This is a genomic window from uncultured Oscillibacter sp. (assembly GCF_947654275.1).
In the GTDB taxonomy this organism is placed as follows: domain Bacteria; phylum Bacillota; class Clostridia; order Oscillospirales; family Oscillospiraceae; genus Oscillibacter.
In genome coordinates, this window is sequence record NZ_CANTJS010000002.1 from 67,950 (window position 1) to 93,987 (window position 26,038).

23 protein-coding genes and 1 tRNA gene are annotated in these 26,038 nt (G+C 62.1%); 16 read left to right on the forward strand and 8 right to left on the reverse strand.

Annotated features, from left to right (window positions below; genetic code table 11):
• The first annotated feature begins 75 nt into the window (after positions 1-75).
• The 11 genes from Q0063_RS00935 (at position 76) to citX (ending at position 12,784) form a co-directional block, all read left to right on the forward strand.
• Positions 76-1,257 carry a MalY/PatB family protein gene (locus Q0063_RS00935; protein ID WP_297870086.1) on the forward strand — a complete coding sequence of 394 codons (1,182 nt, stop codon included), beginning with the start codon at positions 76-78 and terminating at the stop codon, positions 1,255-1,257.
• Positions 1,258-1,271: 14 nt separating this feature from the next.
• A complete protein-coding gene (locus Q0063_RS00940) occupies positions 1,272-1,847 on the forward strand; it encodes a redoxin domain-containing protein (protein ID WP_297870087.1) in 576 nt (191 codons plus the stop codon).
• 71 nt (positions 1,848-1,918) lie between these two features.
• Positions 1,919-2,977: a tripartite tricarboxylate transporter substrate binding protein gene (locus Q0063_RS00945; protein WP_297870088.1), complete on the forward strand. Its 1,059-nt coding sequence runs from the start codon at positions 1,919-1,921 to the stop codon at positions 2,975-2,977.
• Positions 2,978-3,062: 85 nt separating this feature from the next.
• Positions 3,063-3,494: a tripartite tricarboxylate transporter TctB family protein gene (locus Q0063_RS00950; protein WP_297870089.1), complete on the forward strand. Its 432-nt coding sequence runs from the start codon at positions 3,063-3,065 to the stop codon at positions 3,492-3,494.
• Positions 3,495-3,506: 12 nt separating this feature from the next.
• Positions 3,507-5,045: a tripartite tricarboxylate transporter permease gene (locus tag Q0063_RS00955; RefSeq protein WP_297870090.1), complete on the forward strand. Its 1,539-nt coding sequence runs from the start codon at positions 3,507-3,509 to the stop codon at positions 5,043-5,045.
• A gap of 117 nt (positions 5,046-5,162) precedes the next feature.
• Entirely contained in the window at positions 5,163-7,427 is a 2,265-nt protein-coding gene (locus tag Q0063_RS00960; protein WP_297870091.1) for a hydratase, read from the forward strand.
• A gap of 226 nt (positions 7,428-7,653) precedes the next feature.
• Positions 7,654-7,950, forward strand: coding sequence for a citrate lyase acyl carrier protein (citD, locus tag Q0063_RS00965; RefSeq protein WP_297870092.1), 297 nt, complete (start codon positions 7,654-7,656; stop codon positions 7,948-7,950).
• A complete protein-coding gene (gene citE / locus Q0063_RS00970; protein ID WP_297870093.1) occupies positions 7,947-8,846 on the forward strand; it encodes a citrate (pro-3S)-lyase subunit beta in 900 nt (299 codons plus the stop codon). Before citD ends, citE begins: the two co-directional genes overlap by 4 nt.
• Complete coding sequence (gene citF, locus Q0063_RS00975; protein ID WP_297870094.1) at positions 8,839-10,404, forward strand: citrate lyase subunit alpha; 1,566 nt, start codon at positions 8,839-8,841, stop codon at positions 10,402-10,404. The genes citE and citF overlap by 8 nt, the downstream gene beginning before the upstream one ends.
• A 72-nt stretch (positions 10,405-10,476) precedes the next feature.
• Positions 10,477-11,490 (forward strand): [citrate (pro-3S)-lyase] ligase, encoded by a 1,014-nt coding sequence (gene citC, locus Q0063_RS00980; protein WP_297870095.1) that lies wholly within the window; start codon positions 10,477-10,479, stop codon positions 11,488-11,490.
• A complete protein-coding gene (gene citX, locus Q0063_RS00985) occupies positions 11,462-12,784 on the forward strand; it encodes a citrate lyase holo-[acyl-carrier protein] synthase (protein ID WP_297870096.1) in 1,323 nt (440 codons plus the stop codon). Before citC ends, citX begins: the two co-directional genes overlap by 29 nt.
• 367 nt (positions 12,785-13,151) lie before the next feature.
• On the opposite strand, the gene Q0063_RS00990 is transcribed toward citX, so the two are convergent.
• A complete protein-coding gene (locus Q0063_RS00990) occupies positions 13,152-14,072 on the reverse strand; it encodes a WYL domain-containing protein (RefSeq protein WP_297870097.1) in 921 nt (306 codons plus the stop codon).
• Positions 14,059-15,306 (reverse strand): WYL domain-containing protein, encoded by a 1,248-nt coding sequence (locus Q0063_RS00995; RefSeq protein WP_297870098.1) that lies wholly within the window; start codon positions 15,304-15,306, stop codon positions 14,059-14,061. Before Q0063_RS00995 ends, Q0063_RS00990 begins: the two co-directional genes overlap by 14 nt.
• Positions 15,307-15,575: 269 nt before the next feature.
• Between Q0063_RS00995 and Q0063_RS01000 the strand changes: the two genes are divergently transcribed.
• The 4 genes from Q0063_RS01000 to Q0063_RS01015 all read left to right on the forward strand — a co-directional run bounded on the left by Q0063_RS01000 (position 15,576) and on the right by Q0063_RS01015 (position 19,202).
• Positions 15,576-15,646 (forward strand) — tRNA-Leu (locus Q0063_RS01000).
• 34 nt (positions 15,647-15,680) lie between these two features.
• Positions 15,681-17,141, forward strand: coding sequence for a DUF2828 family protein (locus tag Q0063_RS01005; protein ID WP_297870099.1), 1,461 nt, complete (start codon positions 15,681-15,683; stop codon positions 17,139-17,141).
• A 74-nt stretch (positions 17,142-17,215) separates the two neighbouring features.
• Positions 17,216-18,418, forward strand: a complete 1,203-nt coding sequence (locus Q0063_RS01010; RefSeq protein WP_297870100.1) for an RtcB family protein — start codon at positions 17,216-17,218, stop codon at positions 18,416-18,418.
• Positions 18,419-18,452: 34 nt separating this feature from the next.
• Positions 18,453-19,202 carry a nucleotidyltransferase domain-containing protein gene (locus tag Q0063_RS01015; RefSeq protein ID WP_297870101.1) on the forward strand — a complete coding sequence of 250 codons (750 nt, stop codon included), beginning with the start codon at positions 18,453-18,455 and terminating at the stop codon, positions 19,200-19,202.
• A 91-nt stretch (positions 19,203-19,293) separates the two neighbouring features.
• On the opposite strand, the gene Q0063_RS01020 is transcribed toward Q0063_RS01015, so the two are convergent.
• The 6 genes from Q0063_RS01020 to Q0063_RS01045 all read right to left on the reverse strand — a co-directional run bounded on the left by Q0063_RS01020 (position 19,294) and on the right by Q0063_RS01045 (position 25,027).
• Positions 19,294-19,434, reverse strand: coding sequence for a FeoB-associated Cys-rich membrane protein (locus Q0063_RS01020; RefSeq protein ID WP_297870102.1), 141 nt, complete (start codon positions 19,432-19,434; stop codon positions 19,294-19,296).
• 25 nt (positions 19,435-19,459) lie between these two features.
• Complete coding sequence (locus Q0063_RS01025) at positions 19,460-21,838, reverse strand: ferrous iron transporter B (RefSeq protein ID WP_297870103.1); 2,379 nt, start codon at positions 21,836-21,838, stop codon at positions 19,460-19,462.
• Between the two features lie 77 nt (positions 21,839-21,915).
• Positions 21,916-22,137: a FeoA family protein gene (locus Q0063_RS01030; RefSeq protein ID WP_297870104.1), complete on the reverse strand. Its 222-nt coding sequence runs from the start codon at positions 22,135-22,137 to the stop codon at positions 21,916-21,918.
• Positions 22,138-22,198: 61 nt separating this feature from the next.
• Positions 22,199-22,411: a FeoA family protein gene (locus tag Q0063_RS01035; protein ID WP_297870105.1), complete on the reverse strand. Its 213-nt coding sequence runs from the start codon at positions 22,409-22,411 to the stop codon at positions 22,199-22,201.
• 555 nt (positions 22,412-22,966) lie between these two features.
• Positions 22,967-24,307: a sensor histidine kinase gene (locus tag Q0063_RS01040; protein WP_297870106.1), complete on the reverse strand. Its 1,341-nt coding sequence runs from the start codon at positions 24,305-24,307 to the stop codon at positions 22,967-22,969.
• Positions 24,308-24,310: 3 nt separating this feature from the next.
• On the reverse strand, positions 24,311-25,027 hold the full coding sequence (locus Q0063_RS01045) for a LytTR family DNA-binding domain-containing protein (RefSeq protein WP_297870107.1): 717 nt from the start codon (positions 25,025-25,027) through the stop codon (positions 24,311-24,313).
• Between the two features lie 251 nt (positions 25,028-25,278).
• On the opposite strand from Q0063_RS01045, the gene Q0063_RS01050 reads away from it, so the two are divergent.
• A complete protein-coding gene (locus Q0063_RS01050) occupies positions 25,279-26,037 on the forward strand; it encodes a TraX family protein (protein WP_297870108.1) in 759 nt (252 codons plus the stop codon).
• Position 26,038 lies beyond the last annotated feature (1 nt).

Consider the following 26,038-nt stretch of genomic DNA (forward strand, 5'->3'; position numbering starts at 1 on the left):
GGCGGCAGGATTTCAAAGGGGCTTCCGCCCTCTCACGCTCGGCATAAACAGAACAAAAGGATAAGGAGTAAAGGCATGAAATACGATTTTGACGAAATCATCGACCGCCGCGGAACAAGCTCTTCCAAGTGGGACAATGTGGGCCCCCGGGTGGGAAACCCCGACGCCCTGCCCATGTGGGTGGCCGACACCGACTTCCGCTGTCCGCAGCCCATTGTGGACGCCGTGCTTCAGCGGGCGGCGCATCCTGTCTATGGCTATCCCTTTGTCACGCCGGACTTCAAGCAGGCCACTGTGGACTGGGTGGAAAAGCGCCACGGCTGGAAAATGGACCCGGAATGGCTGGTATTTGCCACCGGTATTGTGCCCGTCTTCAACACCATGATTCAGGCGCTGTCCCAGGAGGGGGACCGGATTATCATCTCCCGCCCCGTTTACCATCCCTTCGGCTTTGCCATTGAGGACAACCACCGGGAAATCAGCGACAACAGCTTGATTTACCGGGACGGGCGCTATACCATCGACTTCGACGATCTGCGCCGCCGGGCCGCGGACCCCAGGGCCAAGCTCATGATTATCTCCAATCCCCACAACCCCGTGGGCCGGGTCTGGACGCCGGAGGAGCTGACGGAAATGTCCTCCATCTGCGCGGAAAACGGCGTGACGGTTATCTGCGACGAGATTCATTCCGACCTGATGCTGTACGGCCACAGGCACACCCCCATGGGCATGCTGGGCAGCGAGGAAATGCGCCGGAACATCATCACCTGCTATGCGCCTTCCAAGACCTTCAACTGCGCAGGGCTCCGGGGCTCCGCCGTGGCCGTGCCCGACCCGGCCCTGAGGAAGCTGTTGAACGACCGCTTCAAGATGAACCGCAGCATTCAGCAGAATATCTTTGCCGTTCCCGCTCTGACGGCGGCCTATACTCAGTGTGAGGACTATCTGGAGCAGCTTCTGCCCTATCTGGAGAAAAACGTGGATTTCCTGCGGAGCTATCTGAAGGAGAAGATGCCCAGAATCAAGCTGGTGGAACCGGAATCCACCTACCTGATGTGGCTGGACTGCACGGACCTGGGCATCAGCGGCGACGAGCTGGCCCGCTTCATCATTCACGAGTGCCGGGTGGCGGTGAGCCGGGGCGATGGCTTCGGCCAGGAGGGGAGAAACTTCATCCGCCTGAATATTGGCTGCCCCACCGCAGTTTTGAAGCAGGGGCTGGATCAGATTTACCAGCAGTATCAAACCCGTTTTTAAAGGAGGTCTTTCCCATGCCCAGAGTTACAGCCGGAGAGCTCTTTCCCGACCTGAGCTTTGAGACCTACGCCGGGGAGTCATGCACCGCCAAACAGGCGGTCAAGCGCAGAAAGCACACGATTTTCTGGGTCATGCGCTTCATCGGCTGCCGGTTCTGCCAGTACGACATCGACCTGCTGGCCGGGCAGTATGCCCGCTTTGCCAACAAGGACGCCCAGGTCTATGTGGTGCTGCAAAGCAGCCGGGCGTCCATCACCGGTCTGAAGGGGGAGCTTCAGGTCCCCTTCGACGTGATCTGCGACACGAAGCACGCTTTTTACAAGGCGCTGGATATCCGCGCCACCGCCACCAAGGAGGACCGGATGCCCTCCACGCCGGAGGGCCTGGCCCAATTGAAGGCCAAGCAGGAGGCGGTATCCGCCCGGAATTACCGGCGCAAGGCCGGAGAGGGGGAGGCCCAGCAGCTGCCCGCCCTCTTCATCGTGGACGCGGAGGGCCGGGTGGAATACGCCCACTACGCCGTCCACAGCATCGACATTCCCGGCGCGGACGAGCTGCTGGAGCTGCTGGAGGGCCTCGACGCCCGCTGAGCAGGGTCTGTTTTCCCATGCGCAAAAGAGGGCTTCCTCTTTTCACAAACAAATTTTATGGAGGTATCACAATGAAGAAGTTTCTTGCAATCGCGCTCAGCCTCGTTCTGCTCCTGGCTCTGACAGCCTGCGGCGGCGGAAAAGACACCCAGCAGTCCGGCGGCGGCAGCGCCGGAACCGGCAGCTCCGACGCCGCCGGAGACCAGGGCGCCCAGCTGGCCTTCCCCGAGAAGGACATCACCCTGATCGTCCCCTTCGACGCCGGCGGAGGCAACGACATCTATGGCCGGATTATTGCGAAAATTGCCATGGAAAACGGGTATTTTAACGGGAAGAATGTTATTGTGGAGAACCAGCCCGGCGGCGGAGGCGCCATCGGACAGGCCTATGTGGCCAACACCGCCGCCCCCGACGGCTATACCCTGCTGACCTTCACGGCCTCCGGCATCAGCAATCCCATTCTGAAGGACGTCCCCTTTACCGTGGACGATTTCAAAACCATTATCTGCGCCAACGCGGACCCCGCCGTCCTGGTGGCCCGGGCCGACGCCCCCTTTGACGACGTGGCCGGACTGCTGGAATACGCCAAGAGCAACACCCTGATTGCCAACGACTCCGGCTTCGGAACCTCCAGCCACGTCCGCACGCTGGACTGGACCTCCAAGCTGGAGGAGGCCGCCGGCGTGAAGATTAACTACGACTGCATCCATGTGGACTCCGGTAGCGTCCAGATTTCCGAGCTCATGGGCGGACACGCCGACCTCACCTGCCTGACCGCCGGCGAGTGCGCCGACGCCATTCTGGAGGGGAACATCAAGGGCATCGCCATCATGGCTGACGAGCGCTTCGAGGGCCTGCCCGACGTCCCCACCTTCAAGGAACTGGGCTATGAGGGCTTCATCGACGGCGCGGACCGCGCCATCTCCTGCTCCTCCAATGTGCCCGACGACGTCTATGACTACCTGGTGGACGAGTTTACCAAGCTGTGCAGCAGCGAGGAATTCATCAACGCCATGAAGGAAGCCAACCTGACCCCCGCCTGCCGGTCCGCCGCCGAGTATCAGGACTTTATCGACATGAAGACCGACCTCTTCATGAGCCTGAAGGATTATCTCCAGGCCGGCGAATAATTTCCTCTCACATAATCCCTACCATACCATAAGAGCCGGGGCGGGCGCTTCCGTCCGCCCCTTCCTGTCACAGAGAGGTACTCAAATGACGAAAAACAAACTGGTCTCCCTGCTGAGTCCTGCCGCCTTTCTTCTCTTCGGCATCTGGATTAAGGTCTCCACGCTGTCCATGAGCAAGCGGGACGCCACCTTTCCCTCCCTGGTCTCCTATGTCATCATCGTCATCTCCGTCATCGACCTGATTTCCGAGCTCAGGAAGGCGGAGCACAAGGACCGTTTCAAGGACACCAACCTCCTCCGGGTGCTGGCCTGTGTGGCCGCCATGTTTCTCTACGTGTTTCTGCTGAAGAAAATCGGCTTCTTCCTGGACACGGTTCTGCTGGGCGCCTTCATCATGTGGGTGCTGGGCTATCAGCGGTACAAGATCCTGGCGGCCTGCGCCGTGGGGATCGCCGCCGTGGTCTTCGGCGTGTTCTACGGGCTGCTGCATGTCCCCCTGCCCACTCTGTTTCTGTAAGGAGGATTGCATATGGAAAATATCTTATTGGGTTTCCAGCAGCTGGCCGATCCCATTGTGCTCCTGACGCTGTTTCTGGGCGTCCTTCTGGGTCTGACGGTGGGCGCGCTGCCCGGGCTGAACGACAGCATCACCATCGCCGTGCTGATTCCCGTCACCTTCGGCATGGAACCCACCCTGGCCTTTGCCCTGCTGGTGGGCATTTACTGCTCTTCCGCCTGCGGCGGCTCCATTCCGGCGGTGCTGCTGGAAATCCCCGGCACCGCCTCCGCCGTGGTGACGGCCTATGACGGCTATCCCCTCAAGCAAAAGGGCCACGGCCTCCAGGCGCTGAGCGTGTGCATGACCAGTTCCGTCTTCGGCGGCATCTCCAGCGCCCTGGTGCTGATGTTCCTCTCTCCTGTGCTGGCCTCCGTGGCCCTGAAATTCGGCCCGCCGGAGTACTTCATGCTGGGCATGCTGGGCATCGCCACCGTCATCGGCATGGCGGGCAAGGACTGCTGGAAGCACTTTTTGTCCATGGGCTTCGGCCTGTGGCTCAGCTGCGTGGGCGTCAGCACCTCCACCGGCATGACCCGTTTTACCTTCGGCTCCATGAGCCTGATGGACGGCATCCCCCTGGTGCCCCGTATGATCGGCCTGTTCGGCATCCTCTCGGTGCTGAAGATTGCGGAAAAGGTGGGCCGGAAGTCGGACGACTGGAACAGCGAAATGGTGGAGGAGGCGGAGCACCAGGTCCACGCCAATTCCGGCGACAGGGTTTCCTTCCCCGACCGGGCCATGTGCAGACGGCTGCTGCCCACGTGGCTGCGGGCCTCCGCCATCGGCAACATCCTGGGCTGCCTGCCCGGCGCGGGCATGACCATGGCTATTTTCACCGCCTATGACGTGGAGAAGCGGGTCCACCCGGAGAAGAAATTCGGCACCGGAGAATGGGAAGGCATTGCCGCCCCAGAGGCCGCCAACAACGCCGTGGTAGCCAGCTCCATGGTGCCCCTGCTGTCCCTGGGCATCCCCGGCAACTCCACCGCCGCCCTGTTCATCGGCGCGCTGACCATCCACGGCATGGTGGCGGGCCCCACCCTGTTCACCAAGAATCCGGACATGGCCTATCTCATCATTGTGGCCTTCCTGGTGGGCAACATCATGATGCTGCCCCTGGCGCTGCTGTACTGCAAGTACCTGGCCGCCCAGGTTCTGAAGCTGAACCCCAATGTCCTTTCCGCGGGCATTCTGGGGCTGTGCATGGCCGGAGCCTATGCCTATAAGAACAACCCCTTCCACGTGGGCGTGGCCATCGCCTTCGGCATCGTGGGCTATGTGTTCTATAAGTTTAACATCCCCACAGCCCCCTTCATCCTGGCCAGCATTCTGGGCGGCATGATGGAGTCCAATTTTATCAACAGCCTGGTGTATACCGGCTCGCCCATGATTTTCCTTCAGCGCCCCATCAGCTGCGCGCTGGTGATTGTCTCCGCGGCCTTTATCCTCTGGCCCTGGGTCGGTCCCCTCGTCAAAAAGCTGCTGGGCAGGAACAAATCTGCCGCCTGACTCCCGTCCGGCGTCTCAGACGGCTTTCCCTCCCGCCAGGCGAGAGGGAAAGTCGTTCCTGCGTTCCGACCAATTGAAATGAAGCCGGCGGCGCTGCCGCCGCAGGAGGTACTTGATATGATTCAACTGATAAAGCAGCCGGTCTGTCTGGGGCCGGAGGGACCCCAGGTTCTCTCCGAACCCGCCGCCCTGCCGGAGGGACGGGAGAAAACCATCTCCTATGGCATCCTGAAGGCCCACAACACCGCCGCCGGCGGAACCATGAAGCTGAAATTCGACTCCCTGATTTCCCACGACATCACCTATGTGGGCATCATTCAGACCGCCCGGGCCAGCGGACTGAAGGAGTTCCCCCTCCCCTATGTGCTGACCAACTGCCATAACTCCCTCTGCGCCGTGGGCGGCACCATCAACCGGGACGACCACATGTTCGGCATGTCCGCCTGCGAGAAATACGGCGGAATTTTCGTCCCCGCCAACCAGTCCGTCATCCACTCCTACGCCAGGGAGACCCTCAGCGGCTGCGGACGGATGGTGCTGGGCTCCGACTCCCACACCCGTTACGGCGCTCTGGGCACGCTGGGCGTGGGCGAGGGCGGAGGCGAGCTGGTGAAGCAGCTGCTGAGCCGTACATACGACATCGCCCCGCCGGAGGTGATCGCCGTATGGCTGAAGGGCCGTCCCCGCCACGGCGTGGGCCCCCAGGACGTGGCGCTGGCCCTGGTGGGCGCGGTTTTTGAAAGCGGATTTGTGAAAAACAAGATTCTGGAATTCGTGGGCCCCGGCGTGAGCAGCCTGTCCGTGGACTTCCGGAACGGCGTGGACGTGATGACCACGGAGACCACCTGCCTGAGCTCTGTCTGGAGGACGGACGCCGCGGTGGAGGAATTTTTCCGCATTCACGGCCGGCCCGGGGACTATCAGACACTGGACCCGGAGCCCGGAGCGTGTTATGATGGAGCTGTGGTCATCGACCTGGACGCGGTGGAGCCCATGATTGCCTTCCCCTTCCATCCCAGCAACGTCTATTCCATCCGCACCTTCCTGGAGAACCCCGAGGACATCCTGGCGGAGGTGGAGCGGAACGCCCAGACCCAGATTGCCAATCCCAGGCTGCGCCTGGACCTGCGGAGCAAGCTCCGGAACGGCCGGTTCCGGGTGGACCAGGCGGACATTGCCGGCTGCTCAGGCGGCAGCTTTGAAAACCTCGTTTCCGCCGCCCGCATTATGGAGGGCAAAGCCATTCCCAACGAGTTTTTCACCATGAGCGCCTATCCCGCCAGCGGCCCGGTGCTGATGGAGCTGCTGAAGACCGGCGTGGCCGGAACCCTCATCTCCGCCGGCGTCATTTTGAAGCCATCCTTCTGCGGGCCCTGCTTCGGGGCCGGGGACGTGCCCTCCAACGGGTCCATCGCCATCCGGCACACCACCCGGAACTTCCCCAACCGGGAGGGCTCCAAGCCCAAGGAGGAGCAGATGGCCTCCGTGGCCCTAATGGATGCCCGGTCCATCGCCGCCACCGCCGTCAACGGCGGCTGGCTCACTCCGGCCACGGAAGCGGAGTATGACGACGTCATGCCGGAATATCACTACGATGAAACGCTGTACGCCAAAACGGTCTACAACGGCTTCGGCCGTCCCAAGCCGGATGTAGAGCTGCGCCTGGGCCCCAATATTACCGACTGGCCGGAGATGATTGCCCTTCAGGAGAACGCCCTGCTGGAGGTGGCCTCCGTCATTCCCGACAGCGTCACCACCACCGACGAGCTGATTCCCTCCGGGGACACCTCCTCGTACCGCTCCAACCCCATACGCATGGCAGACTTCACCCTCTCCCGCCGGGACCCGGCCTATGTGGCCCGGGCCAAGGCCGTTCAGGCTCTGGAGCGCTGCCGGCAGAGCGGCAGTCCCTCCCGGGAGCTGGAGGACCTGGCCCAGAGGGTTCTGACAAAGGTGGATTATCAGGGCGGCAGCGGCGCGTTCCTCCGGGACACCTGCCTGGGCAGCGTGGTCTGCTCCAACCGGCCCGGGGACGGCTCCGCCAGAGAGCAGGCCGCCTCCTGTCAGCGGGTGCTGGGAGGACTGGCCAACATCTGTGTGGAATACGCCACCAAGCGATACCGCTCCAATCTGGTGAACTGGGGCATGCTCCCCTTCACCTGGGAGGGGGAGCCGGCGGAGCGCTTTGCCCCCGGCGATCTGGTGTTCCTCCCGGGCATTCGGGAGGCGGTGCGGTCCCGGGCGCCTCAAATCCAGGGATGGCTCATTCCGGCGGACGGCCCCGCGGAGCCCATCACCCTGAGCCTGAAATCCCTGACGCCGGAGGAGTCCGGCATCATCCTGGCGGGAAGCCTCATCAACTACTATAGTCACTGCAGTTGAAAAGAAGCCTTTGCTTTTTTTCAACAAGTGCGGCGATGGTTCGCCGCACAGGCCGCAAAACGGCCTTGCGGTGGACTTCATAGTCAGCGCAAGGGGTTTTTACCTTACCCGTCAGCGGCTCTGCCGCTGGTTGAAAATCGGTATCTGTCGATTTTCAACTGTGCTGACTATACGCCGGGGAATCCGGCTGTCCCTGACGCCAACGAGAGAACAGAAAGGAGATACGATGAAGGTAGTAAAAGCCGCCGTCTCCGGCACCATGGAGTCCAGCGATATCATGGTGACCGTTGCACCCAACGAGGGGGGAGGCCTGGCAATCGACCTGAACAGCACGGTGGAAAAGCAGTTTGGAGCGGCCATCCGCGCCGCCATTGCCGAAACCCTGGAGCAACTGGGCATCCGGGACGCCCGGGTCACCGCCGTGGACAAGGGCGCTCTGGACTGCGTGATTCGGGCCCGGGTGAAGGCCAGCGCCTTCCGGGCCTGTGAACGGGAGGACTATGTGTGGGAGGTGCGGACATGAAGCGGCTCAGACGCACCATGCTCTTTGTCCCGGGCAACAACCCCGGCATGATTAAGGACGCCGGAATCTACGCCCAGGACGCCATCATGTTCGACCTGGAGGACTCCGTCTCCCTGGCTGAGAAGGACGCCGCCCGGTTCCTGGTCTATCAGGCTCTGATGACCATGGACTACGGAGACAAGGAGCTGGTGGTTCGAATCAACGACCCCTCCGCCAAGGGCGGACGGGAGGACCTGGAGGCCATAGTCCGCACCCGGCGGGCCGTCATCCGCCTGCCCAAGACCGAGACGGCGGAGGACGTACTGCTCTGTGAGAAGGAGATTGCCCGCATCGAGGGCGAATGCGGCATTGAAGAGGGCTCCACCCCCATGATGGCCGCCATTGAAAGCGCCGCCGGCGTGCTGAACGCCAGGGAAATCGCCTTTTCCAGCAAGCGCCTCATTGGCATCGCCCTGGGAGCCGAGGATTATGTCACCGATTTGAAGACGAACCGGTCTCCCGGCGGCATCGAGCTGCTGTTTGGCCGGAGCATGATTCTCCTGGCCGCCCGGGCTGCGGGCATCGACGCGATTGACACCGTATACAGTGATGTCAACAACGAAGAGGGCTTCCGGGCCGAGGTGGAACTCATCCACCAGCTGGGTTTCGATGGAAAGTCCATCATCAATCCCAGACAGATCAAAACAGTCCACGAGATCTATACGCCTTCGGAAAAGGAAATTGCAAAGGCCCAGGCAGTTATGGAGGCCATTGAGGAGGCCCGCCGGAAGGGCTCCGGCGTGATTTCCCTGAACGGAAAAATGGTGGACCGGCCCATTGTGCTGCGGGCCCAGCGCGTGCTGGCCCTGGCCAGGGCGGCGGGCGTATTGCGGGAGGAGGCTGAAAACGATGCATGAACCTTCTATTTCGCGTGAACCTTCTATTTCGCGTGAACCTTCTATTTCGTGTCTGGAGGGACTGGGACTCCCCGGCGGGCAGTTCTCTGACGAAAACCTGGGCAAGAGCTATTCCACCCTGGCCGAGCGGAAGGCCTCCTACAGCAAAATCATCCCCTCCCTGGAGGAGGCCGTCACCCTCTCTGGCCTGCGGGACGGGATGACCGTCTCCTTCCACCATCATTTCCGCAACGGCGACTATATTGTCAACCTGGTCATGGACAAGCTGGCGGAAATGGGCTTTAAAAACCTCACCCTGGCCGCCTCATCCCTGTCGGACTGCCACGCACCCTTGATTCGCCATATTCAAAGCGGCGTCATCCGCCGGATTGAAACCTCCGGTCTCCGGGGCAGTCTGGCAGACGCCATTTCCAACGGCCTGATGGAGACCCCTGTGGTCTTCCGCAGCCACGGCGGAAGGGCCCGGGCCATTGAGAGCGGAGAGCTTCCCATCGACGTGGCCTTCCTGGGAGCGCCCTCCTGCGACCCCTATGGAAACGCCAACGGCTACAGCCGGGACGTGGACGGCGGCGTCATGTGCGGCTCCATGGGATACGCCAAGTGCGACGCCCAGCACGCCGCCAGAACCATCATCCTGACCAATCATATCGTTCAGTATCCCAACGCCCCCTTCGGCATTCCCTCCACCGATGTGGACTACATTGTGGAGGTCCCCAACATCGGGGACCCCGCCGGCATCATGTCCGGGGCCACCCGCTTCACGAAAAACCCCAAGGAGCTGACCATTGCGGAGTCCGCCGCCAACGTCATCGCCGCCAGCGGCGTCTTTGAGGACGGTTTTTCCATTCAGATGGGCTCCGGCGGCGCGTCCCTGGCCGTGGCCCGGTTCCTCCGGGAAAAGATGCTGGCCAAGGGCATCACCGCCAGCTTCGCGCTGGGCGGCATCACCGGCTCCATCGTGGACCTCCACGAGGAGGGCCTGGTGAAAAAGATTCTGGATGTGCAGTCCTTCGACCTGCGGGCGGCGGAGTCCCTGAAAAACAACCGCTTCCACCAGCAGATTTCCGCGTCCTATTACGCCAGCCCCGCCGACCCCGGCTGTGCCGTGAACCTGCTGGACGCCGTGGTCCTCTCCGCACTGGAGGTGGACACGAATTTCGACGTCAACGTGCTCACCGGCTCCGACGGCGTCATCCGGGGCGCCATCGGCGGACACCCGGACACCGCCTATGGCGCGGCGCTGGCCATCGTCGTCTGTCCCCTGGTCCGGGGCCGCATTCCCTGCGTGGTGGAAAAGGTCAACACCGTGGTGACCCCCGGGAAAACGGTGGATGTCATTGTCACGGACTACGGCATCGCCGTCAATCCCCGGCGCTACAAGCTGCGCCAGCGTCTCGTGGATGCGGGCATCGCCGTCTCCACAATTGAGGAGCTCCAGCAGAAGGCCCAGCGCATTGTAGGCGTCCCCGCGCCCATCGCCTACAAGGACACGGTGGTCGGCGTCGTCACCTACCGGGACGGCTCCGTCATGGATTTAATCCGCCAGGTGCGGGACTGACCCTGCAGGGCGGCTCCCGCAGGGGGCCGCCCCGCCGCCGTGTATCACATTTCTCGAAAAGGAGGCCTGCGTATGGAGCTGGAGCTGGGACCCCTCCGGGGACGCCGTTTTCAGGCCGTGCAGGAATTTTTGGCTCAAAACGGCCTCACGCCGCCGGAAGCCCCGCCTGCCTTCACCGTGACGCTTCTGGAGGAGGGGAGGCCCCTGGCCACCGGCTCCCTGGACGGCGGCGTGATTCAGTACGTGGCCGTGGACTCCGGCTGCCAGGGCGGCGGCCTCTGCGCTGCGGTGGTCAGCCACCTGACCCGGCAGGCCCTTCAGGAGGGGCGGGAACACCTGATGCTGTGCACCAAGCCGGAGAACCGCGCCCTATTCGTGGGCCTGGGCTTTTACCCTGTGACGGAAACCGCCGGTATGCTGCTGATGGAAAACCGCCGGAACGGCGCGGCGGACTTTGTTGCCGCCCTGCCCAAGCCGCCCCCGGGGGCGGGGCCTGCCGGCGCGGTGGTGGCCAACTGCAACCCCTTTACCCGGGGACACCTCTGGCTTGCGGAGCAGGCGGCGGCGCGGTGCGGCTTTCTGTACTTCTTCCTGGTGTCCGAGGACCGGAGCTTTTTCCCGGCGGACGTCCGGCTGGAGCTGGCCCGGCAGAACCTGGCGGACCTGCCCCATACGGCGGTCTGCCCCACCGGGGACTACCTGATTTCCGCCGCCACATTCCCCACGTACTTCCTGAAGGACCAGGCCAACGCCGCCTTCCACAGCGCCGAACTGGACCTGAAGCTCTTCGCGGAGCGCTTCGCCGCCCCGCTGGGCATCACGCTCCGCTTTGTGGGAGAAGAACCCCTGTGCCCCGTCACCCGGGCCTATAACCGGCAGATGATGGACCTGCTCCCCGGCTGGGGCGTCCGGACGGTGGTCCTGCCCCGGCTGGAGGAGGGCGGCGCGGTCATCAGCGCCAGCCGGGTCCGGGCGCTCTTCCAGAGGGGAGAGCTGGAGACCCTGCGGCCCCTGGTGCCCGGGCCGACGTATCAATACCTGTTGGAGGAGTACCGCCATGGAGCTTCAGGACATTCTGGGAACTGAACAGACGCCGCTGGAAGACATGCTGGCCGAGCGGGAGCGGCGGGCGGAAACCCAGCGCCGCCTGCTGGCCGCTTACGGCGGCCCTCTGCTGTGCCTGAGCCTGAATATGGCGGGGCCCGTGAAGGATTTTCCCCTGCTCCGCCGGGGATACCGGGAGGGCCGGAGGCTGGCCGAGGCCGCCCTGACCCGGGCCGGAGGCTCTGCGCGCCTTCTGGAGGAGCGTCTGGAGAAGGCCGGGCCCTGTGCCTTTTATCAGGTGGAGGGAATTTCGCCCCTGGACGCCAAGCGGGCCCTGTGCTCGGTGGAGGACGGCGTGTTCCTGGGACGGCTGCTGGACCTGGATTTGCTGCTGGAAAGCGGCGAAAAGTTCTCCCGGCAGGAAATCGGCCGCCCGCCCCGCCGCTGTCTGCTCTGCGGCGGGGACGCGGCTGTCTGCGGCAGAAGCCGCCGCCACCCCGTGGAACAGCTCCAGCGGGAGACCGTCCGGCTGCTGACAGAGTTTTTTTCCGCCCAGTGGGCGGAGCATGTCTCCGTTCAGGCCCTGCGGGCCATGCTCTATGAGGTTTCCGTCACGCCTAAGCCAGGTTTGGTGGACCGCCGGAACAGAGGGGCCCACCAGGACATGGACTTTTTCACCTTTCTGGACAGCGCGGCGGCTTTGACCCCCTGGTTCCGGCGGCTGTGCCAGCTGGGCCTTCAATCCCCGGAGGGGGAGGACCAGGCCCTGTTCGACGCCGCCCGGAGTCTGGGCCTGGAGGCGGAGGCGGCCATGCGCTCCGCCACCGGAGGCGTGAATACCCATCAGGGTCTGATCTTCTCCCTGGGCCTTCTCTGCGCCGCCGCCGGACAGCTGTATGCCCGACTTCTTCCCAGGGAGGGCGGGGACGCTTTGGAGCCGGAGGCCCTCTGCCAGCGGGCGGCGGCGCTGGCCCGCTGCCATGGGCACAAGGGCGGCGCCTCCTCCGGAGGGGCCCGGGGGGAGGCCGTCAGGGGCTTTCCCTCCGTGAGGCGCTGGGTTCTCCCTGCCCTCCGGCAGGCGGAGTCCCCGGAGGACGGCGGCAGGCGGGCCCTGCTGGCCCTGATTGGACAGGTGGAGGATACCAACCTCCTCCGCCGGGGAGGCCGGGCCGCCCTGGAGCAAGCCGCCCGGCGGGCCCGGCAGGTGCTCTCCGCGCCGCCGGAGGAGCTTTCCGGCCTTTTGGAGGACTTTGACCAGGAGCTGATTCAGGCCGGGCTCAGTCCCGGAGGCTGCGCAGATTTGCTGGCGGTGGGATACTTCCTGACCTTTCTGTGAGGGGCCCGGCCCCAGCGGCGCAAAACCGTGCGCCCGGCTGCGCGGCAAAAGCGGCAGGCTGAAAAGCCTGCCGCTTTTGCTATGAAACCGCCTTGGGGTTGGTCCTTCTTAAACATCCCGGCCAGCATTTTTATGAAAAAACAGAATAGATGTTCCCGTTGGTGAGTTCTAAAGGAGCCGTTTCGCCAATATATTTTACGTTCAACCGTGCAGCCGCCTCCTTACCTTAGATATTACCTTTCCCACAGCCGATTCCTGAAACCAATGAGCCTCCGCCTCAGTTTTTCACCATCCTTTTGCGCCTGCCATTCTGCCGTTTGTACACGGGCGGCGGCTGAATGGTGCGAAGGCCTGTTCTTCAACGTGGCTATGTGGCATCCTCCCGCAGATAGCGGCTCTGCTTTTGGATGCGGCTCCGGATCAGATGGATAAATGCAGCCGGGGCCTTCACCTCCAGCACCGGGCCGAAGGACAGCACCCGTATGAGCAGCTCGGTTTCATCGTCCTTGTCATATCGGAGGCGAATCCGGTAAAGCCCGTCGTCCAGCTTCACGGTCTCCTTTTCAAAATGGGAGAAGTGCAGCAATACGCGCTCAAGCCCGTTGCGCTCATCGTGAAGCAGCAGAACAAGCTCCTCGGAATGGCCCTGCGGCGGGGCGGCGGATTTGGGGTCGAAGGGCTCCAGCAGCTCGCAGGAGCGCAACCGGGCCATGTTGACGGTGCCGAACCGCCCCGTGCCGGCAGTCAGAAGCCTGAATTTGTCATCCTTGGAGGAATATTCCAGACGGCAGGGAATGCAGACGATTGAATGCCGGCCGCCGGTACGGCCGTGAAAACGGACGCGCAGCTTTCTGTTCTCCCGGATGGCTTTCAGCGCCGTTTGAAAGCATTGAATGTAAACAGGGTCCTCATACGGGTCCCCGTCGGCATACCGGTCAAAGAACACGAAGCTATCCTGAGCATACAGCGGATCGACGTCCTCCAGGCCGGCGGCATCCGGAGCGAACAGGGCTATCCTGGGATCGGACAGCAGGGCCTTCAGCCATCTCCTCTGAAGTGTGGTCAGGGGCATGGTGGGCTTGTGCCGCAGTACGGAACGGTATTCCCCGTCCAGCAGCGGCCACGCCTCTGATTTCAGAGCGGAGGGAATGGTGAGGGCGCTTTCCGCAAAGGCCTTCTCCCGGACAAGCTCTGTCATGCGTCTCTCCGTCAGAGTCCCGTCGCAGGCCTCCGCCAGCACCTCCGCGACGGTCTGGAAATAGCTGCCGTAGATTTCACTGAACAGCATCGCCGCCACCTCCATACAGTGCTTCCATCCGGGCCAGGTCCTCCCGGAACAAATCCTCAACGGCCTGACTGGTGCAGCGGAGAGACACGATGCGGCCCATGAAGGTGCGCAGCCAGGGCAGCATTTCCGCCGCGTCGTAGACGTCGGCTGAAAACCTGCATGTCTCCGCGTCCAGACGTTCAACGTCGCCGTGGCGCTTCTCCCGCTGGAGACGCCGGAGGATGAATTCCTCCTCCGGACCAAAATGAACCGTCATTTCAATATGGTCCAGATTGTAGTCCGGGCCGGTGGAGACGCCCCATAGGTGCCGGTCGAACTTCTCCTGATACTCCAGGTATTTGCTGTAATGTTTTTCAACGTTTCCGGCCGTCACCTTTTGAATGGCATCCAGCCGGAAGAAGACCATATGGCGGCTGCTGTAATGATAGCCCAGAAGGTACTGCCGCCCGGACTGGGTGCTGATATAGATTTTCAGCGGGCAGACCGTCCTGCGGTAATCCCGCCCGCTCCGCAGGCTCTTGACGGCAAGCTCGACGGCCCTTTGCCCGTCGATGGCCAGCAGCAGATCGCACAGTATATCGCTGTCCAGGGCGTGGAGGATGTAGTGATGCTTGAAGCGGAAGGCGTCGGAGGGACTGCCCAGCTTGTCAATCAGGAACGAGCCAACCACTCCAAGTGGATTTTCCTCGGAGAAAAAGGCCAGGGCGTCCGCCCAGGCGTCCAGCCGGAAGGCGGGGTTGTCGGTTCTTTGGTAGAATACCTCGCGGCCTCTCTTCTCAGAGCGGAGCAGGCCCAGGGCCTCGTATTCCCTGAGCTTTTTGCGCACCGTAGATTCGTCCGGGAAAAAAGCGCCGCTGAACCGGGAGAGATACCTGTCATGGATGCCGCCGGCAATCTCCCTGGTGGAGAGGACGCCTCCGCCGTCCAGCAAATCCATGATATAGAAGTGGAGTGTGATGTCCTTATCCGTAAAGCTCTTGGCCTTGAAGGCCCTGTGGAGCGGATTGTGAGGAATGTGCCTGCTGTCAACGGAGAGGAATACAGTTTTGCCGGAGGCGTCCTGGCGGAAGGACATATAGCTGCCAATCCAGCTCTCAATTCTGCGCCGCTCGTTGTCATAGCTGCGGGCGCTTTTGAGTCTGTACTCCTCCCGGCTCTTCAGGCCGTAGACATAGAATTCACGCATGTAGTTCCGGATGCGCTGGAAGTTCTTAATCAGCTCGCTGTATGCCACAGTTTCCACCTCCCCCGGGCTTTGGACCATTCTACCACAAAGGGCGTCCAAATGGAAGGAGGCAATGGATTTTCCGGATTTCCGAGAGCCTGTCTGTGAGTTCGCAACTTTTTTTCCGTGATTTTCCTCCCGCCGGGCGGTATGCTTATACCATGAAAAGCGCAGACAGCAGCCCAGGAATATGGTTTGAGACCGTATACGCCGCTTTGCCGGGGCTCCGGCAGGGTGACACATGCGCTTTGTACCCCCAAAGGCACCCACAGCAGCCATTGAATCGCTAAGTTGGTATAGCAGGCGGCTCAGAGCCGCCGTTTCGTGGGTTCGAGTCCCACTTCAAACGGTGCCTTGTTAATTCTTTGCGGAGGAGTGATTTCATGCTGAAGTTTTTGAAAAGAGAATCGAATCTGACCTGTACCGAAAACGGGGCGCTTACATATCGGTCCACCCGGTCTGAGTGCCTGGACCTGTTTGCCGCCGTCGGCGGCCTGCGCCGGGAGAGCGAAGAGGAAATCACCGGCCGGTTCCTCCGCGCTTACGCCGAGGACGCGGACCTGGCGATGAAAATTCTGTTTTTCGCCAGGGATGTCAGAGGCGGCGCCGGTGAGCGCCGTGTCTTCCGGACGGTTCTCCGGTGGCTGGCGGAGAACGAGCCGCAGTCCCTGGAAAAGAATATTCCGTACATCGCGGAGTATGGGCGCTTCGACGATCTCCTGACCCTGATGGGAACGCCCTGCGAGGACGGGGTGCTGCGGCAGATTCAAAAACAGCTGGATGCCGACCGCGCCGCGCTGGCGTCCGGCGGCTCCGTTTCGCTGCTGGCCAAGTGGCTGCCCTCCGTCAACGCCTCCAATCAGGACACGGTCCGGACCGCCAAGCGCCTTGCCCGCAGAATGGGCATGAACGACGCGGAATACCGCAAAACCCTCAGCGCTCTGCGCGCCGGGACGGACCTCATCGAGAACCGTCTGCGGGAAAAGGACTACACCTTTGATTATGCAAAACAGCCCTCCAGGGCCATGTTCAAGTACCGCAGGGCCTTCATTCGGAATGACGGAGAGCGCTACGGCGCTTTTATGAGCAGAGCCGCCGAGGGAGCGGAGCGGCTCCACACCGGGGCGCTGACCCCCTACGAGATCATTCGGCCCCTCCTGGGCTATGGCTCCATCCCCGCCCAGGAGCGGCAGGCTATCAATGCCACATGGAACGCCCAGGAGGACTTCACCGGCGGCGAGAACGCCCTGGTGGTCATCGACGGTTCGGGCTCCATGTACGGAGGGGCGGACCCCCTTCCGGCGGCGGTGGCGCTGTCCCTGGGCATCTACTATGCCGAGCGCAGCACCGGCGCGTTTCATAACCACTTCATTACCTTTTCCGAGACCCCCAGGCTGGTGGAAATCAAGGGGAACGACATCTGCGAGAAGGTGCGCTACTGCCGCCGGTTCAACGAGATTGCAAACACCAATCTCCAGCGGGTGTTTGAACTGATTCTCAGCGCCGCCGTAAAAAACCGCGTGCCTCAGAGGGAGATGCCCGCTAAAATCTACATCATTTCCGACATGGAGTTTGACCGCTGCACGGCAGACCGCTCTGTGACGAACTTCGAGTACGCAAAGCGGCTGTTTGCCAAGAGGGGTTACCGGCTGCCCGAGGTGGTTTTCTGGAATGTGGCAAGCCGCAGCCGGCAGCAGCCCGTAAGGCTCGATGAAACAGGGACCGCCCTGGTGTCCGGCTGCAATCCCCGGATTTTCTCCATGCTGAAGCAGGGAATCCTATCCCCCTATGCCTTTATGATGAGCGTTCTGGGCTCCGGGCGTTACGCGGTGATCGAGGCATAGGAAAACCGCCGCCGGGCTCCGTCTCCGGCGCGCGGAGGGACGAAGCATTAGAAAACAGGAAACAGGAGGCCGTCATGATTACCATTCAGGGTTTATATAATACCGCCGTCTGCTACACCTCCGAGCTGGAGGAGGCCGCCCGCAGTCAAATTCAGGCGGTCTGCGACCGGCCGGAGTTCAGCGGCTGCAAGATTCGGATTATGCCCGACGTCCATGCCGGAAAGGGCTGCACCATCGGCACCACCATGACCATACGGGACAAAATCGTGCCCGGCATGGTGGGGGTCGATATCGGCTGCGGCATGGAAACCGTCGAGCTGGCGGAGCGGGAGATTGATTTTGAGAAGCTGGACCGGCTGATTCGCAAAAAGATTCCCTATGGCCGGGAGGTCCGGAAGGCTCCCCATAAGCTGAGCGCCGGAATAGACCTGACGCGGCTCCGCTGTGCCGGACAGGTCAACCTGGACCGGGCGGCCCTCAGCATCGGTTCCCTGGGGGGCGGCAACCACTTCATTGAGGTGGACCGCGCCGGGGACGGACGCCTCTTCCTGGTGGTCCACTCCGGTAGCCGGCATCTGGGTACGGAGGTTGCCGAATACTACCAGGACGAAGGCCGCCGGGCCCTCTGGGGCGGCGCGGACTTTCAGATTCAGGCGCTCATTGCCCGGCTGAAGGCCGAGGGCCGCCACCGGGAGATTCAGAAGACCATTACCGGGCTGAAAAAGGAACACGCCCTGAGCATCCCCAGGGACCTGGCCTATGTGGAAGGCAGGCTGTTTGAAGACTACATTCACGACATGAAGCTGACCCAGCAGTTTGCAGCGCTCAACCGGAAGGCCATGGTGGACGTCATCCTGTCCGGCCTGGGCCTCACCGCCGCGGAGACCTTTACCACGATTCACAACTATATTGACACCGACGCCATGATTCTGCGGAAGGGCTCTGTCTCCGCGAAGGCCGGGGAAAAGCTGCTGATTCCCATCAACATGCGGGACGGCAGCCTGATCTGCGCCGGGAAGGGGAATACGGACTGGAACTGTTCCGCGCCTCACGGCGCGGGCCGGCTGATGAGCCGCCGGGCGGCGTTTCACACGCTGTCCATGGAGACGTTCAAGAGGGAGATGGAAGGCATCTTTACCACCTGCGTGCTGCCCGACACCCTGGATGAAAGCCCCATGGCCTATAAGAGCATGGATGAAATCGTCGCTCAGATTGGCCCCACAGCGGAGATTCTTGAATCCATCCGGCCCGTCTATAATTTCAAGGCGGCGGACTAAACCGCGTTCATTTTTTTGAAGGGAGGCGTTGGCCGTGGAGGCATTGATTCAGGAAAAACTGCGTGAAATTGAGGGGCGGGAGGACTGCCGTATTCTGCTGGCGGTGGAATCCGGCAGCCGCGCCTGGGGCTTCGCCTCTCCGGACAGCGACTATGACGTGCGTTTCATCTACGTTCGCCCCAGGGAGAGCTATCTCAGGCTCAACCGGCTTCGTGATGTGATAGAACTGCCTGCTGACGATGTTTTGGACATCAACGGATGGGATTTGGATAAAACTTTGAGGCTGCTATATAAATCCAACCCCACTGTGTTTGAGTGGTTTTCCTCACCCCTGGTCTATCAGACCACGCCGTTTGCTGAAACCTTCAAATCGGTCATGCGCTGTTACTTTCTGTCAAAAAGCAGCCTTTGGCACTACCTGCATATGGCCGATGGTAACTACTGTGAATCCCTGCGGGGCGGCACAGTCAAGACCAAAAAGTACTTCTATGTGCTGCGCCCGGTCCTCGCCTGCCGCTGGATTCTGGAGCGGGAAACCCCGCCGCCGGTGCTGTTTTCGGAGCTGGCGGAAAGCCAGCTCCCGGAATATCTGGAGGACACCGTCAGGGAGCTGCTTGAGCTGAAAATAAACGCCCCTGAGATTCAAATGATCCCGAGAATTGATATCCTCAACGAGTATCTGGAGCAAAGCATCGTCGAAATCGGGGAGCTGGTCCGGCAGTACCCCAAGGAGAGTCCGCGGGATTGGGAGGAGCTGAACAGCCTGTTCCTCTCCGCGCTCTGACGCGTGTCTTCAGCGAAAACGCCGAGAACTGTCTGCGGCGGAAGGGGAGAGGCGTTTCATGCCTCTCCCCCTTGCCTGTCAATCAGAACGTTCAGTGACAGCTGCGGCAGCTTCCGCAGTCGCCGTTACAGCCGCCGCGGTCTCTGCGGGATTTTCGCAGGGACCGCACGGCCAGAAGCACGGCGGCGGCCAGAACGACGGTTACAATGACATTTCCCCATACGGCGTGCATTCTCAAAGCCTCCTTTCCAGACCGGTTACATCACGGCGGCAGCGGCGGAGCCCGCCCGCTTCTCACCCTGCCACCCCCTGCGGACCAGCAGGTGGACGACCGCGGCCAGCGCTGCCAGGGTGATTACCGTCCACAGGCCAAAGGTTACCGTTCCTGTGAGCAGACTGCCCAGCTGGTAGACCATCAGTGCGCACACGTAAGCAAAGACGCACATATAGCCGACAGCGGCCCAGGTCCATTGAGCACTGTTCATCTCCCGCCTGATGGCCCCTATGGCGGCGAAGCAGGGGGCACACAGCAGATTGAAGACCATGAAGGAATAAGCATAGGCGGCGGTAAAGGCCGTGCCGATGTTCAGCGTCAGATTTCCGGGATACAGGACACCCAGGGTGGAAACCACTTCCTCCTTGGCAATCAGGCCGGTGATCACAGCGACAGAGGCCTGCCAGGTGCCAAAGCCCAGAGGCGCGAATACCACCGCAATCATGCCGCCCACGGCGGCCAGGATGGAATCGGCGCTGTCCTCCACCATGCCGAAGCCCCCGGCGGTAAATCCGAAGCTCTGGAGGAACCAGAGGCTTATGGCAGAGAGCAGGATAACGGTTCCGGCCCGCCTGATGAAGGACCAGCCCCGTTCCCACGCGGAGCGCAGAACATTGCCGGGGGAGGGGACATGATAGGCGGGCAGCTCCATGATGAAGGGGGCGGGGTCCCCGGCGAACGCCCTGAACTTTTTGAGGATGATTCCGGACACCACCACGGCGGCCATGCCAATGAAGTAGGCGGAGGCGGCGGCCAGAGGGGAGCCGCCGAACAGCGCCCCGGCGAACAGGGCGATGATGGGCATTTTGGCCCCGCAGGGGATGAAACCGGCGGTCATGATGGTGATCCTCCGGTCCCGCTCCTGTTCAATGGTCCGGGAGGCCATAATGCCGGGCACGCCGCAGCCCGTGGACACCAGCATGGGGATGAAGCTCTTGCCGGAGAGGCCGAAGCGGCGGAAAATCCGGTCCATGATGAACGCAATCCGGGCCATATACCCCATATCCTCCAGAACGGCCAGCAGCAGAAACAGCACCAGCATTTGGGGCACAAAGCCCAGGACAGCGCCCACGCCGCCCACAATGCCGTCCAGGACCAGGGACGTCAGAGTTTCGCCGGCCCCTATGGTCTTCAGCAGCCTTTCAGCCAGCACAGGCAGGCCGGGGACCCAGGCTCCATAGGCGGCGGGGTCGGGCTCCTCTACCGTGAGGGCGCCGGCGTAGCTCTCCGCCGTAACGGTCAGGGCTCTGACCTCACCGGCATCGGCATCGTAGAGGTATGCCGTGGACGCCCCGCTCTCGTATGCCTCAATGATGGCGGAAGCTTCCTCAAAGGCCCCTGCGGCCTCGCCGTACCCGTCCGCGTCGGAGCCGGAGAAGGGCAGGAACCAGCCGTCTCCAAATAGACCGTCATTGGCCCAGCCGGTGGCGGCGGCGCCGATGGAGATGCCCCAGCTTCCCATAGCGACGGCATAGACCAGGAACATCACCGCCGCGAAGACAGGCAGTGCCAAAATGCGGTTGGTTACCACCCGGTCGATTTTGTCCGAGACGGACAGGCTGTGCCTGGGGGCTTTCTGCCGCACAGCCTGGGACACCACCTGGCTGATGTAGGCGTACCGCTGATTGGTGATGATGGAGGCCCCGTCGTCGTCCAGCTCCTGTTCACAGGCGGCAATCTGCTCCTCCAGGCGGGCCGTCAAACCGGCGGGGAGGTCCAGGTCCCGCATGGCCTTCTCGTCCCTCTCGAATATCTTGACGGCGTACCAGCGCAGACAGCCCTCCGCCGCCCTGCCCCCAAGGGATTCCTCAATGCCGCGCAGGGTGCGCTCCACGCTGCCGGTAAACACAGGGGGGCGTTTCCCGGCCTGACGGCGGCGGGCCAGGGATACGGCCTTTTCGGCGGCGGCCATGCCGCCCTCGCCCTTCAGGGCGCTCATCTCCACCACCTCACAGCCCAGGGCGTCGCCCAGTTTGGCGAGGTCGATGGTATCGCCGTTTTTCCGCACCAGGTCCATCATGTTCACCGCCGCCACCACGGGCAGGCCCAGCTCTATCAGCTGGGTGGTGAGGTAAAGGCCGCGCTCAATGCTGGTTCCGTCTATGACATTGAGAATGGCGTCCGGCCTCTCGTTCACCAGATAATCCCGGGCCACCACCTCCTCCAGGGTGTAGGGGGACAGGGAGTAGATGCCGGGCAGGTCCTGAATCACCACGTCCCTGCGGCCCTTCAGGCGGCCCTCCTTTTTCTCCACCGTGACCCCCGGCCAGTTGCCCACATACTGGCTGGAGCCGGTGAGGGCGTTGAACAGGGTGGTCTTGCCGCAGTTGGGATTGCCCGCCAGGGCAATTTTCATGTCCATGCTGAGTCTCTCCTTTTTTCTATATTAGTTCTGGCTAACTCACGGCGCAAATAACAGCGGCCTTCCGCCGCGCCGCTTTACCGTACTTCGATGCTCTCCGCGTCGCCCTTGCGGACAGACAGCTCATAGCCCCGGACGTTCAGCTCCATGGGGTCGCCCAGAGGGGCCACCTTGCGGACAAAAATCTCCACGCCCCTGGTGATGCCCATGTCCATAATCCGGCGCTTCACAGGGCCTTCCCCGTGGAGCCGCGCCACGGTTGCGGTTTCGCCCACATGGACGTCCTTCAGTGTTTTCATTTGCGTTCCTCCTTGTCAGTTTTTTGCGTCCCGCCTGTTCGTGACGGCTTGAAGACCTCCGCTAAATCATGATGCGGTTTGCCATGGTCCTGTCCAGCGCAATCCGGCTGTTCCTCACCTCTACGATCAGATTTCCCGCGATTTTGTTGACTACCGTCACATTGCCGTCCGCCGCAAAGCCCAGCTCCGCCAAATGCCGTCGCACCTCGTCCCTGCCGGAAATGCTGCGGATGATAAACGACTCTCCCGCCTTTGCCATTGTCAGCGGCATCATGTGTCTGCCTCCTTTCACAAGTGGTTAGCTTTATCTAACTCGTAAATCGGGCTCAGTTTAACATAACTAACCTCTGCTGTCAAGATTTTTCTGCTTTTTTCAAAAAATTTTTTGGACAGGAGGCGGGGACGCCGGCCGGCCTTTTTTTGGGGGGGAACAGCCCTGTTATGTGCGGGACGCGCCGTGAAGGGGCTGGGGGCATGTCTCTGCCGTGCTGGTCAATCGCTGCGGCTTTTGCCGTCACCCCAGGCCCGTTTTCGCAAAAATATAAAAACCTGCAACCACTGGGGTTACAGGTTTTTTCGTTCTGGTCCCGAATGAATTTCCGGAAAATCCGCCGCTCTGCGAAGCGCGGGGCCGCTTTTTCCGGTTTTTGTGAGCGGTGAAAGGATGGGGGCAGGCGCTCCGCCGGGCGTCCATCTAAAATAGGGAGGTATGACGAAACGCTGGTTTCCCGGGAATATGTCTTCACCTCCCGGGCAGCGGAGACCGTGCCCCCCGTTTGGCGGGTCATCCTGAAGCGAGCGGACGCCGTCGCCGGAGAGGAGCCGCCCGTCACGGACTAACCCCGCCGTCCAGGGGCAGGCAGGCCACCAGCTCAAAGCGCCCCGCCTGGGCCCGGGTCTCCAGGGACCCGCCCAGGCGCTCCGCAATCTCCCGTATCCCCGCCAGGCCGAAGCCGTGGGAAGCCTTGTCCGTCTTGGTGGTGGCCAGGTCCGGGGCCAGCTCCCCGGCGTAGGCGTTTTCCATCCGGAGCATGAAGAGGCCCTTCTCCGCCCGGCAGCGGAGGGTAACCGTCTTGTCCTCCGCCCGCTCCGCCGCCTCCATGGCGTTGTCCAGAGCGTTGCCCAGCAGGGCGCAGAGGTCCACCTCCGCCAGGGGCAGCGCCTTGGGCAGGGACACGGCAAAGTCCGCCGTGAGGCCCGAACGGCCCATGGCCTCCGCCTTGGCGGAGAGGACGGCGTTGGCGGCGTCGTTTTCGCACAGCCGTTTCCCGCCCCGGAGGGCGGAGGAGTCCGCCAGCTGGTCGATGTACTGAAGGGCCTTGTCCCCCTGACCCAGCTCCACCAGACCCCGGAGGGCCGTCAGGTGGTTCCGGAGGTCGTGGCGGAGAGTGCGGACCTGCCGTTCCTCCCGCCGGAGGCCCTGGTAATAGCTTTCTCGGAGGGAGGCCAGCTTGTCCGCCTCCTCCAGCCGCTCGTGTTCCTCCAGCACCCGGATGGCGTACAGCAGGGCCAGGGCGGTGAGGAAGATGAAGGGGAGCACCGCCACCCCCAGATTCATAATCAGGCTGTGGAGGAGGAAGTCGCTGTAGATGTAATCCGACTGGAGTAGGGGCAGCAGCACCACCGCCAGCAGGGAGCTGAAGGGCATGGCCGCCAGAAGCAGCACCAGTCTCCAGAACCGGGGGGAGAGCTGGGGCGGCTTCTCCGGCAGATGCTTCCGGGTTCCCAGGTACAAAAGGCCCCAGACGCCGGGGCGGATGAATTTGTCGGTGAGGTAGAATACGTTATCCAGCCCGAAGTGCGCCATGGCGGGGGCATAGTAGGTGTCCAGAACGGCGTTGACGGGCATAATCAGGCAGAAGAAAATAACCGTCACCGCCAGCCGTCCCACCCGGTTTCCTCTGGAGGCCAGCATGAGCAGCGGGACAAAGGCCAGCAGCGTGAAGAGCAGATTCGTGTCCCCCAGCCAGATAATCATCCCGGAAATGAAGGTCAGTGAGAAAACCAGCCCAATCCGCCAGCCCCGGCGGGGCTTCACCGGGAGAAAGGCGGAGAGAAGGCGGAAGAGGAAAAAGCCGCTGGCCAGCCCCGGGAGGAACCAGAACCAATTTGCGAGGCAGAGCATGACATACTCCGCCAGCCGTTCCAGAAAGTTCAGAATGCCCTCCACGGCCTAGCCCTCCAGGGCCGACCGGGCCAGGGCCGCCAGGGCGGCGGACCGGCAGGCCCGGCTGACGGGGATGGCCTCCTCCCCCACGAAGACCTGACTGCCCTCCAGCCGGTCCACGGCGGCGGTCCGGACCAGATAGCGCTGGTGGACCCGGACGAAGCCGTCTCCCACGTCCCGTTCCACGTCGTCCAGCTTGCCGTAAAAGGTATAGGTCCGGGCGACAGAGACGCAGGACACCTGCCGCCGGTCCGAGGCGAAATAAAGGATGGACTTCTTGGGAATCCGGTACAGGGTTTCGCCGCTGCGGCAGATGAATGCGGAGTCGAAGTCCCGCATAAGCGCCTCGGCGGCCCGCTCCAGCACGCCGTCCAGCTGCTCCGGCCTGGGGGGCTTCATCAGGTAGCCCAGGGCCCCCACGGAATAGCCGTCAAACACATGGTCCGTGTAGCCGGTGACGAAAACCAGCTGGAGACCCTCGTCGGCGGCGCGGAGGCGGCGGGCGGTCTCCATGCCGTCCACCTCTCCCATTTCAATATCCAGAAACACCAGGTCCAGCTCCCCGGCGTGGTTCTCCATCCAGCGGAGAAGCCCCTCACCGGAGGAGAACTCAAGAAAGCCCCCTTCGGACTGCCGCCGGTCCAGAGCCCGTTCCAGGGCGGCCCGAAGGGCCAGGCGGGCCTCGGCGCTGTCGTCGCAGATGCCAATCTGCACGGTAATCATCTCCTTATTGCTTGCTGCGGCTATTATAGCACATCCCCGGCTGTCCGCCAAACCAATTATGACGGTAAAACCGCCAAAAATGACATCGCTTCCCGCCGCGCCGCCAAACTTTACAAGAAAACCTCCAAAGAGAGCGGCCCCGTTTGCGGGGGCCGTTTTTTTGCGCTATTCTGGCAATGGAAACGGAAGTGAAGAATTGACTGCCAAACTTTCGTATCAATTGACATCACAGGAAAAAGGAAGTGCTTGTTATGAACTGGAAGTCCCTTCGTACCGCCCTGACCGTCCCCACAGAGCTCCCCCGGCAGGGGCCCCGGCTGCAGACGAATCTGGACACGGACCTTTTGAAGCTGGCCGCCATCGTCTCCATGCTCATCGACCATGTGGGCGGGGCCTTCTTCCCGGAGGCGGGGGCCTTCCGCTGGATTGGCCGGCTGGCCTTTCCCATCTTCTGCTACTGCATGACCGTGGGCCTGCTGTACACCCGGGATATCAAGCGGTATCTGGGCCGGCTGGCAGTGTTTGCCGTGGTCTCCCAGCCCTTCTATGTGCTGGCCTTCCATCCCCACGACTGGATGGTGGACCGGAACTGGAGCAACTGGAACATCTTCTTCACCCTGTTCCTGTCCCTGCTGGCCATGTATGGATTCAAGGAGCGGAAATGGTGGCTGTTCCTGGGGGCTCTCTTCGCGGTGAGCTGGTGGAACTTCGACTACTCCGGTATGGGGATTCAATTGATGCTGATTTTCTTCCTCTGCCGGAATCACCCCAAAATTGGCGCGGCCCTCTATGTGCTGAGCTACCTTCCGGCCCTGTGGAACGGCTATCCCGAGGACCCCCTCTGCCTGACCCTGGGAGGGCTGACGGCGGACTGGAGCATCTTTGCCGTCTTCGCCGCCCTGCTGATTTTCATTCCCACCCGCTCCGGCCTGAAAATCCCCAAGTGGTTTTTCTACGCCTTTTATCCCGTCCATCTTGCCGTCATCGCGGCAGTTCAATTCATGCTCTGAG

Excerpts from the sequence above, each read along its gene's own strand:
- Q0063_RS00950 (WP_297870089.1), top strand. The coding sequence starts at position 3,063 with ATGACGAAAAACAAACTGGTCTCCCTGCTGAGTCCTGCCGCCTTTCTT.
- Q0063_RS01045 (WP_297870107.1), bottom strand. The coding sequence starts at position 25,027 with ATGATTACCGTGCAGATTGGCATCTGCGACGACAGCGCCGAGGCCCGC.
- Q0063_RS01020 (WP_297870102.1), bottom strand. The coding sequence starts at position 19,434 with ATGCACGCCGTATGGGGAAATGTCATTGTAACCGTCGTTCTGGCCGCC.
- Q0063_RS00940 (WP_297870087.1), top strand. The coding sequence starts at position 1,272 with ATGCCCAGAGTTACAGCCGGAGAGCTCTTTCCCGACCTGAGCTTTGAG.
- Q0063_RS01005 (WP_297870099.1), top strand. The coding sequence starts at position 15,681 with ATGCTGAAGTTTTTGAAAAGAGAATCGAATCTGACCTGTACCGAAAAC.
- Q0063_RS00945 (WP_297870088.1), top strand. The coding sequence starts at position 1,919 with ATGAAGAAGTTTCTTGCAATCGCGCTCAGCCTCGTTCTGCTCCTGGCT.
- citX (WP_297870096.1), top strand. The coding sequence starts at position 11,462 with ATGGAGCTTCAGGACATTCTGGGAACTGAACAGACGCCGCTGGAAGAC.
- citF (WP_297870094.1), top strand. The coding sequence starts at position 8,839 with ATGCATGAACCTTCTATTTCGCGTGAACCTTCTATTTCGCGTGAACCT.
- Q0063_RS01025 (WP_297870103.1), bottom strand. The coding sequence starts at position 21,838 with ATGGACATGAAAATTGCCCTGGCGGGCAATCCCAACTGCGGCAAGACC.
- Q0063_RS01035 (WP_297870105.1), bottom strand. The coding sequence starts at position 22,411 with ATGATGCCGCTGACAATGGCAAAGGCGGGAGAGTCGTTTATCATCCGC.
- Q0063_RS01050 (WP_297870108.1), top strand. The coding sequence starts at position 25,279 with ATGAACTGGAAGTCCCTTCGTACCGCCCTGACCGTCCCCACAGAGCTC.
- Q0063_RS00955 (WP_297870090.1), top strand. The coding sequence starts at position 3,507 with ATGGAAAATATCTTATTGGGTTTCCAGCAGCTGGCCGATCCCATTGTG.
- Q0063_RS00960 (WP_297870091.1), top strand. The coding sequence starts at position 5,163 with ATGATTCAACTGATAAAGCAGCCGGTCTGTCTGGGGCCGGAGGGACCC.
- Q0063_RS00990 (WP_297870097.1), bottom strand. The coding sequence starts at position 14,072 with ATGCTGTTCAGTGAAATCTACGGCAGCTATTTCCAGACCGTCGCGGAG.
- citE (WP_297870093.1), top strand. The coding sequence starts at position 7,947 with ATGAAGCGGCTCAGACGCACCATGCTCTTTGTCCCGGGCAACAACCCC.
- Q0063_RS01010 (WP_297870100.1), top strand. The coding sequence starts at position 17,216 with ATGATTACCATTCAGGGTTTATATAATACCGCCGTCTGCTACACCTCC.
- Q0063_RS00935 (WP_297870086.1), top strand. The coding sequence starts at position 76 with ATGAAATACGATTTTGACGAAATCATCGACCGCCGCGGAACAAGCTCT.
- Q0063_RS01030 (WP_297870104.1), bottom strand. The coding sequence starts at position 22,137 with ATGAAAACACTGAAGGACGTCCATGTGGGCGAAACCGCAACCGTGGCG.
- citC (WP_297870095.1), top strand. The coding sequence starts at position 10,477 with ATGGAGCTGGAGCTGGGACCCCTCCGGGGACGCCGTTTTCAGGCCGTG.
- citD (WP_297870092.1), top strand. The coding sequence starts at position 7,654 with ATGAAGGTAGTAAAAGCCGCCGTCTCCGGCACCATGGAGTCCAGCGAT.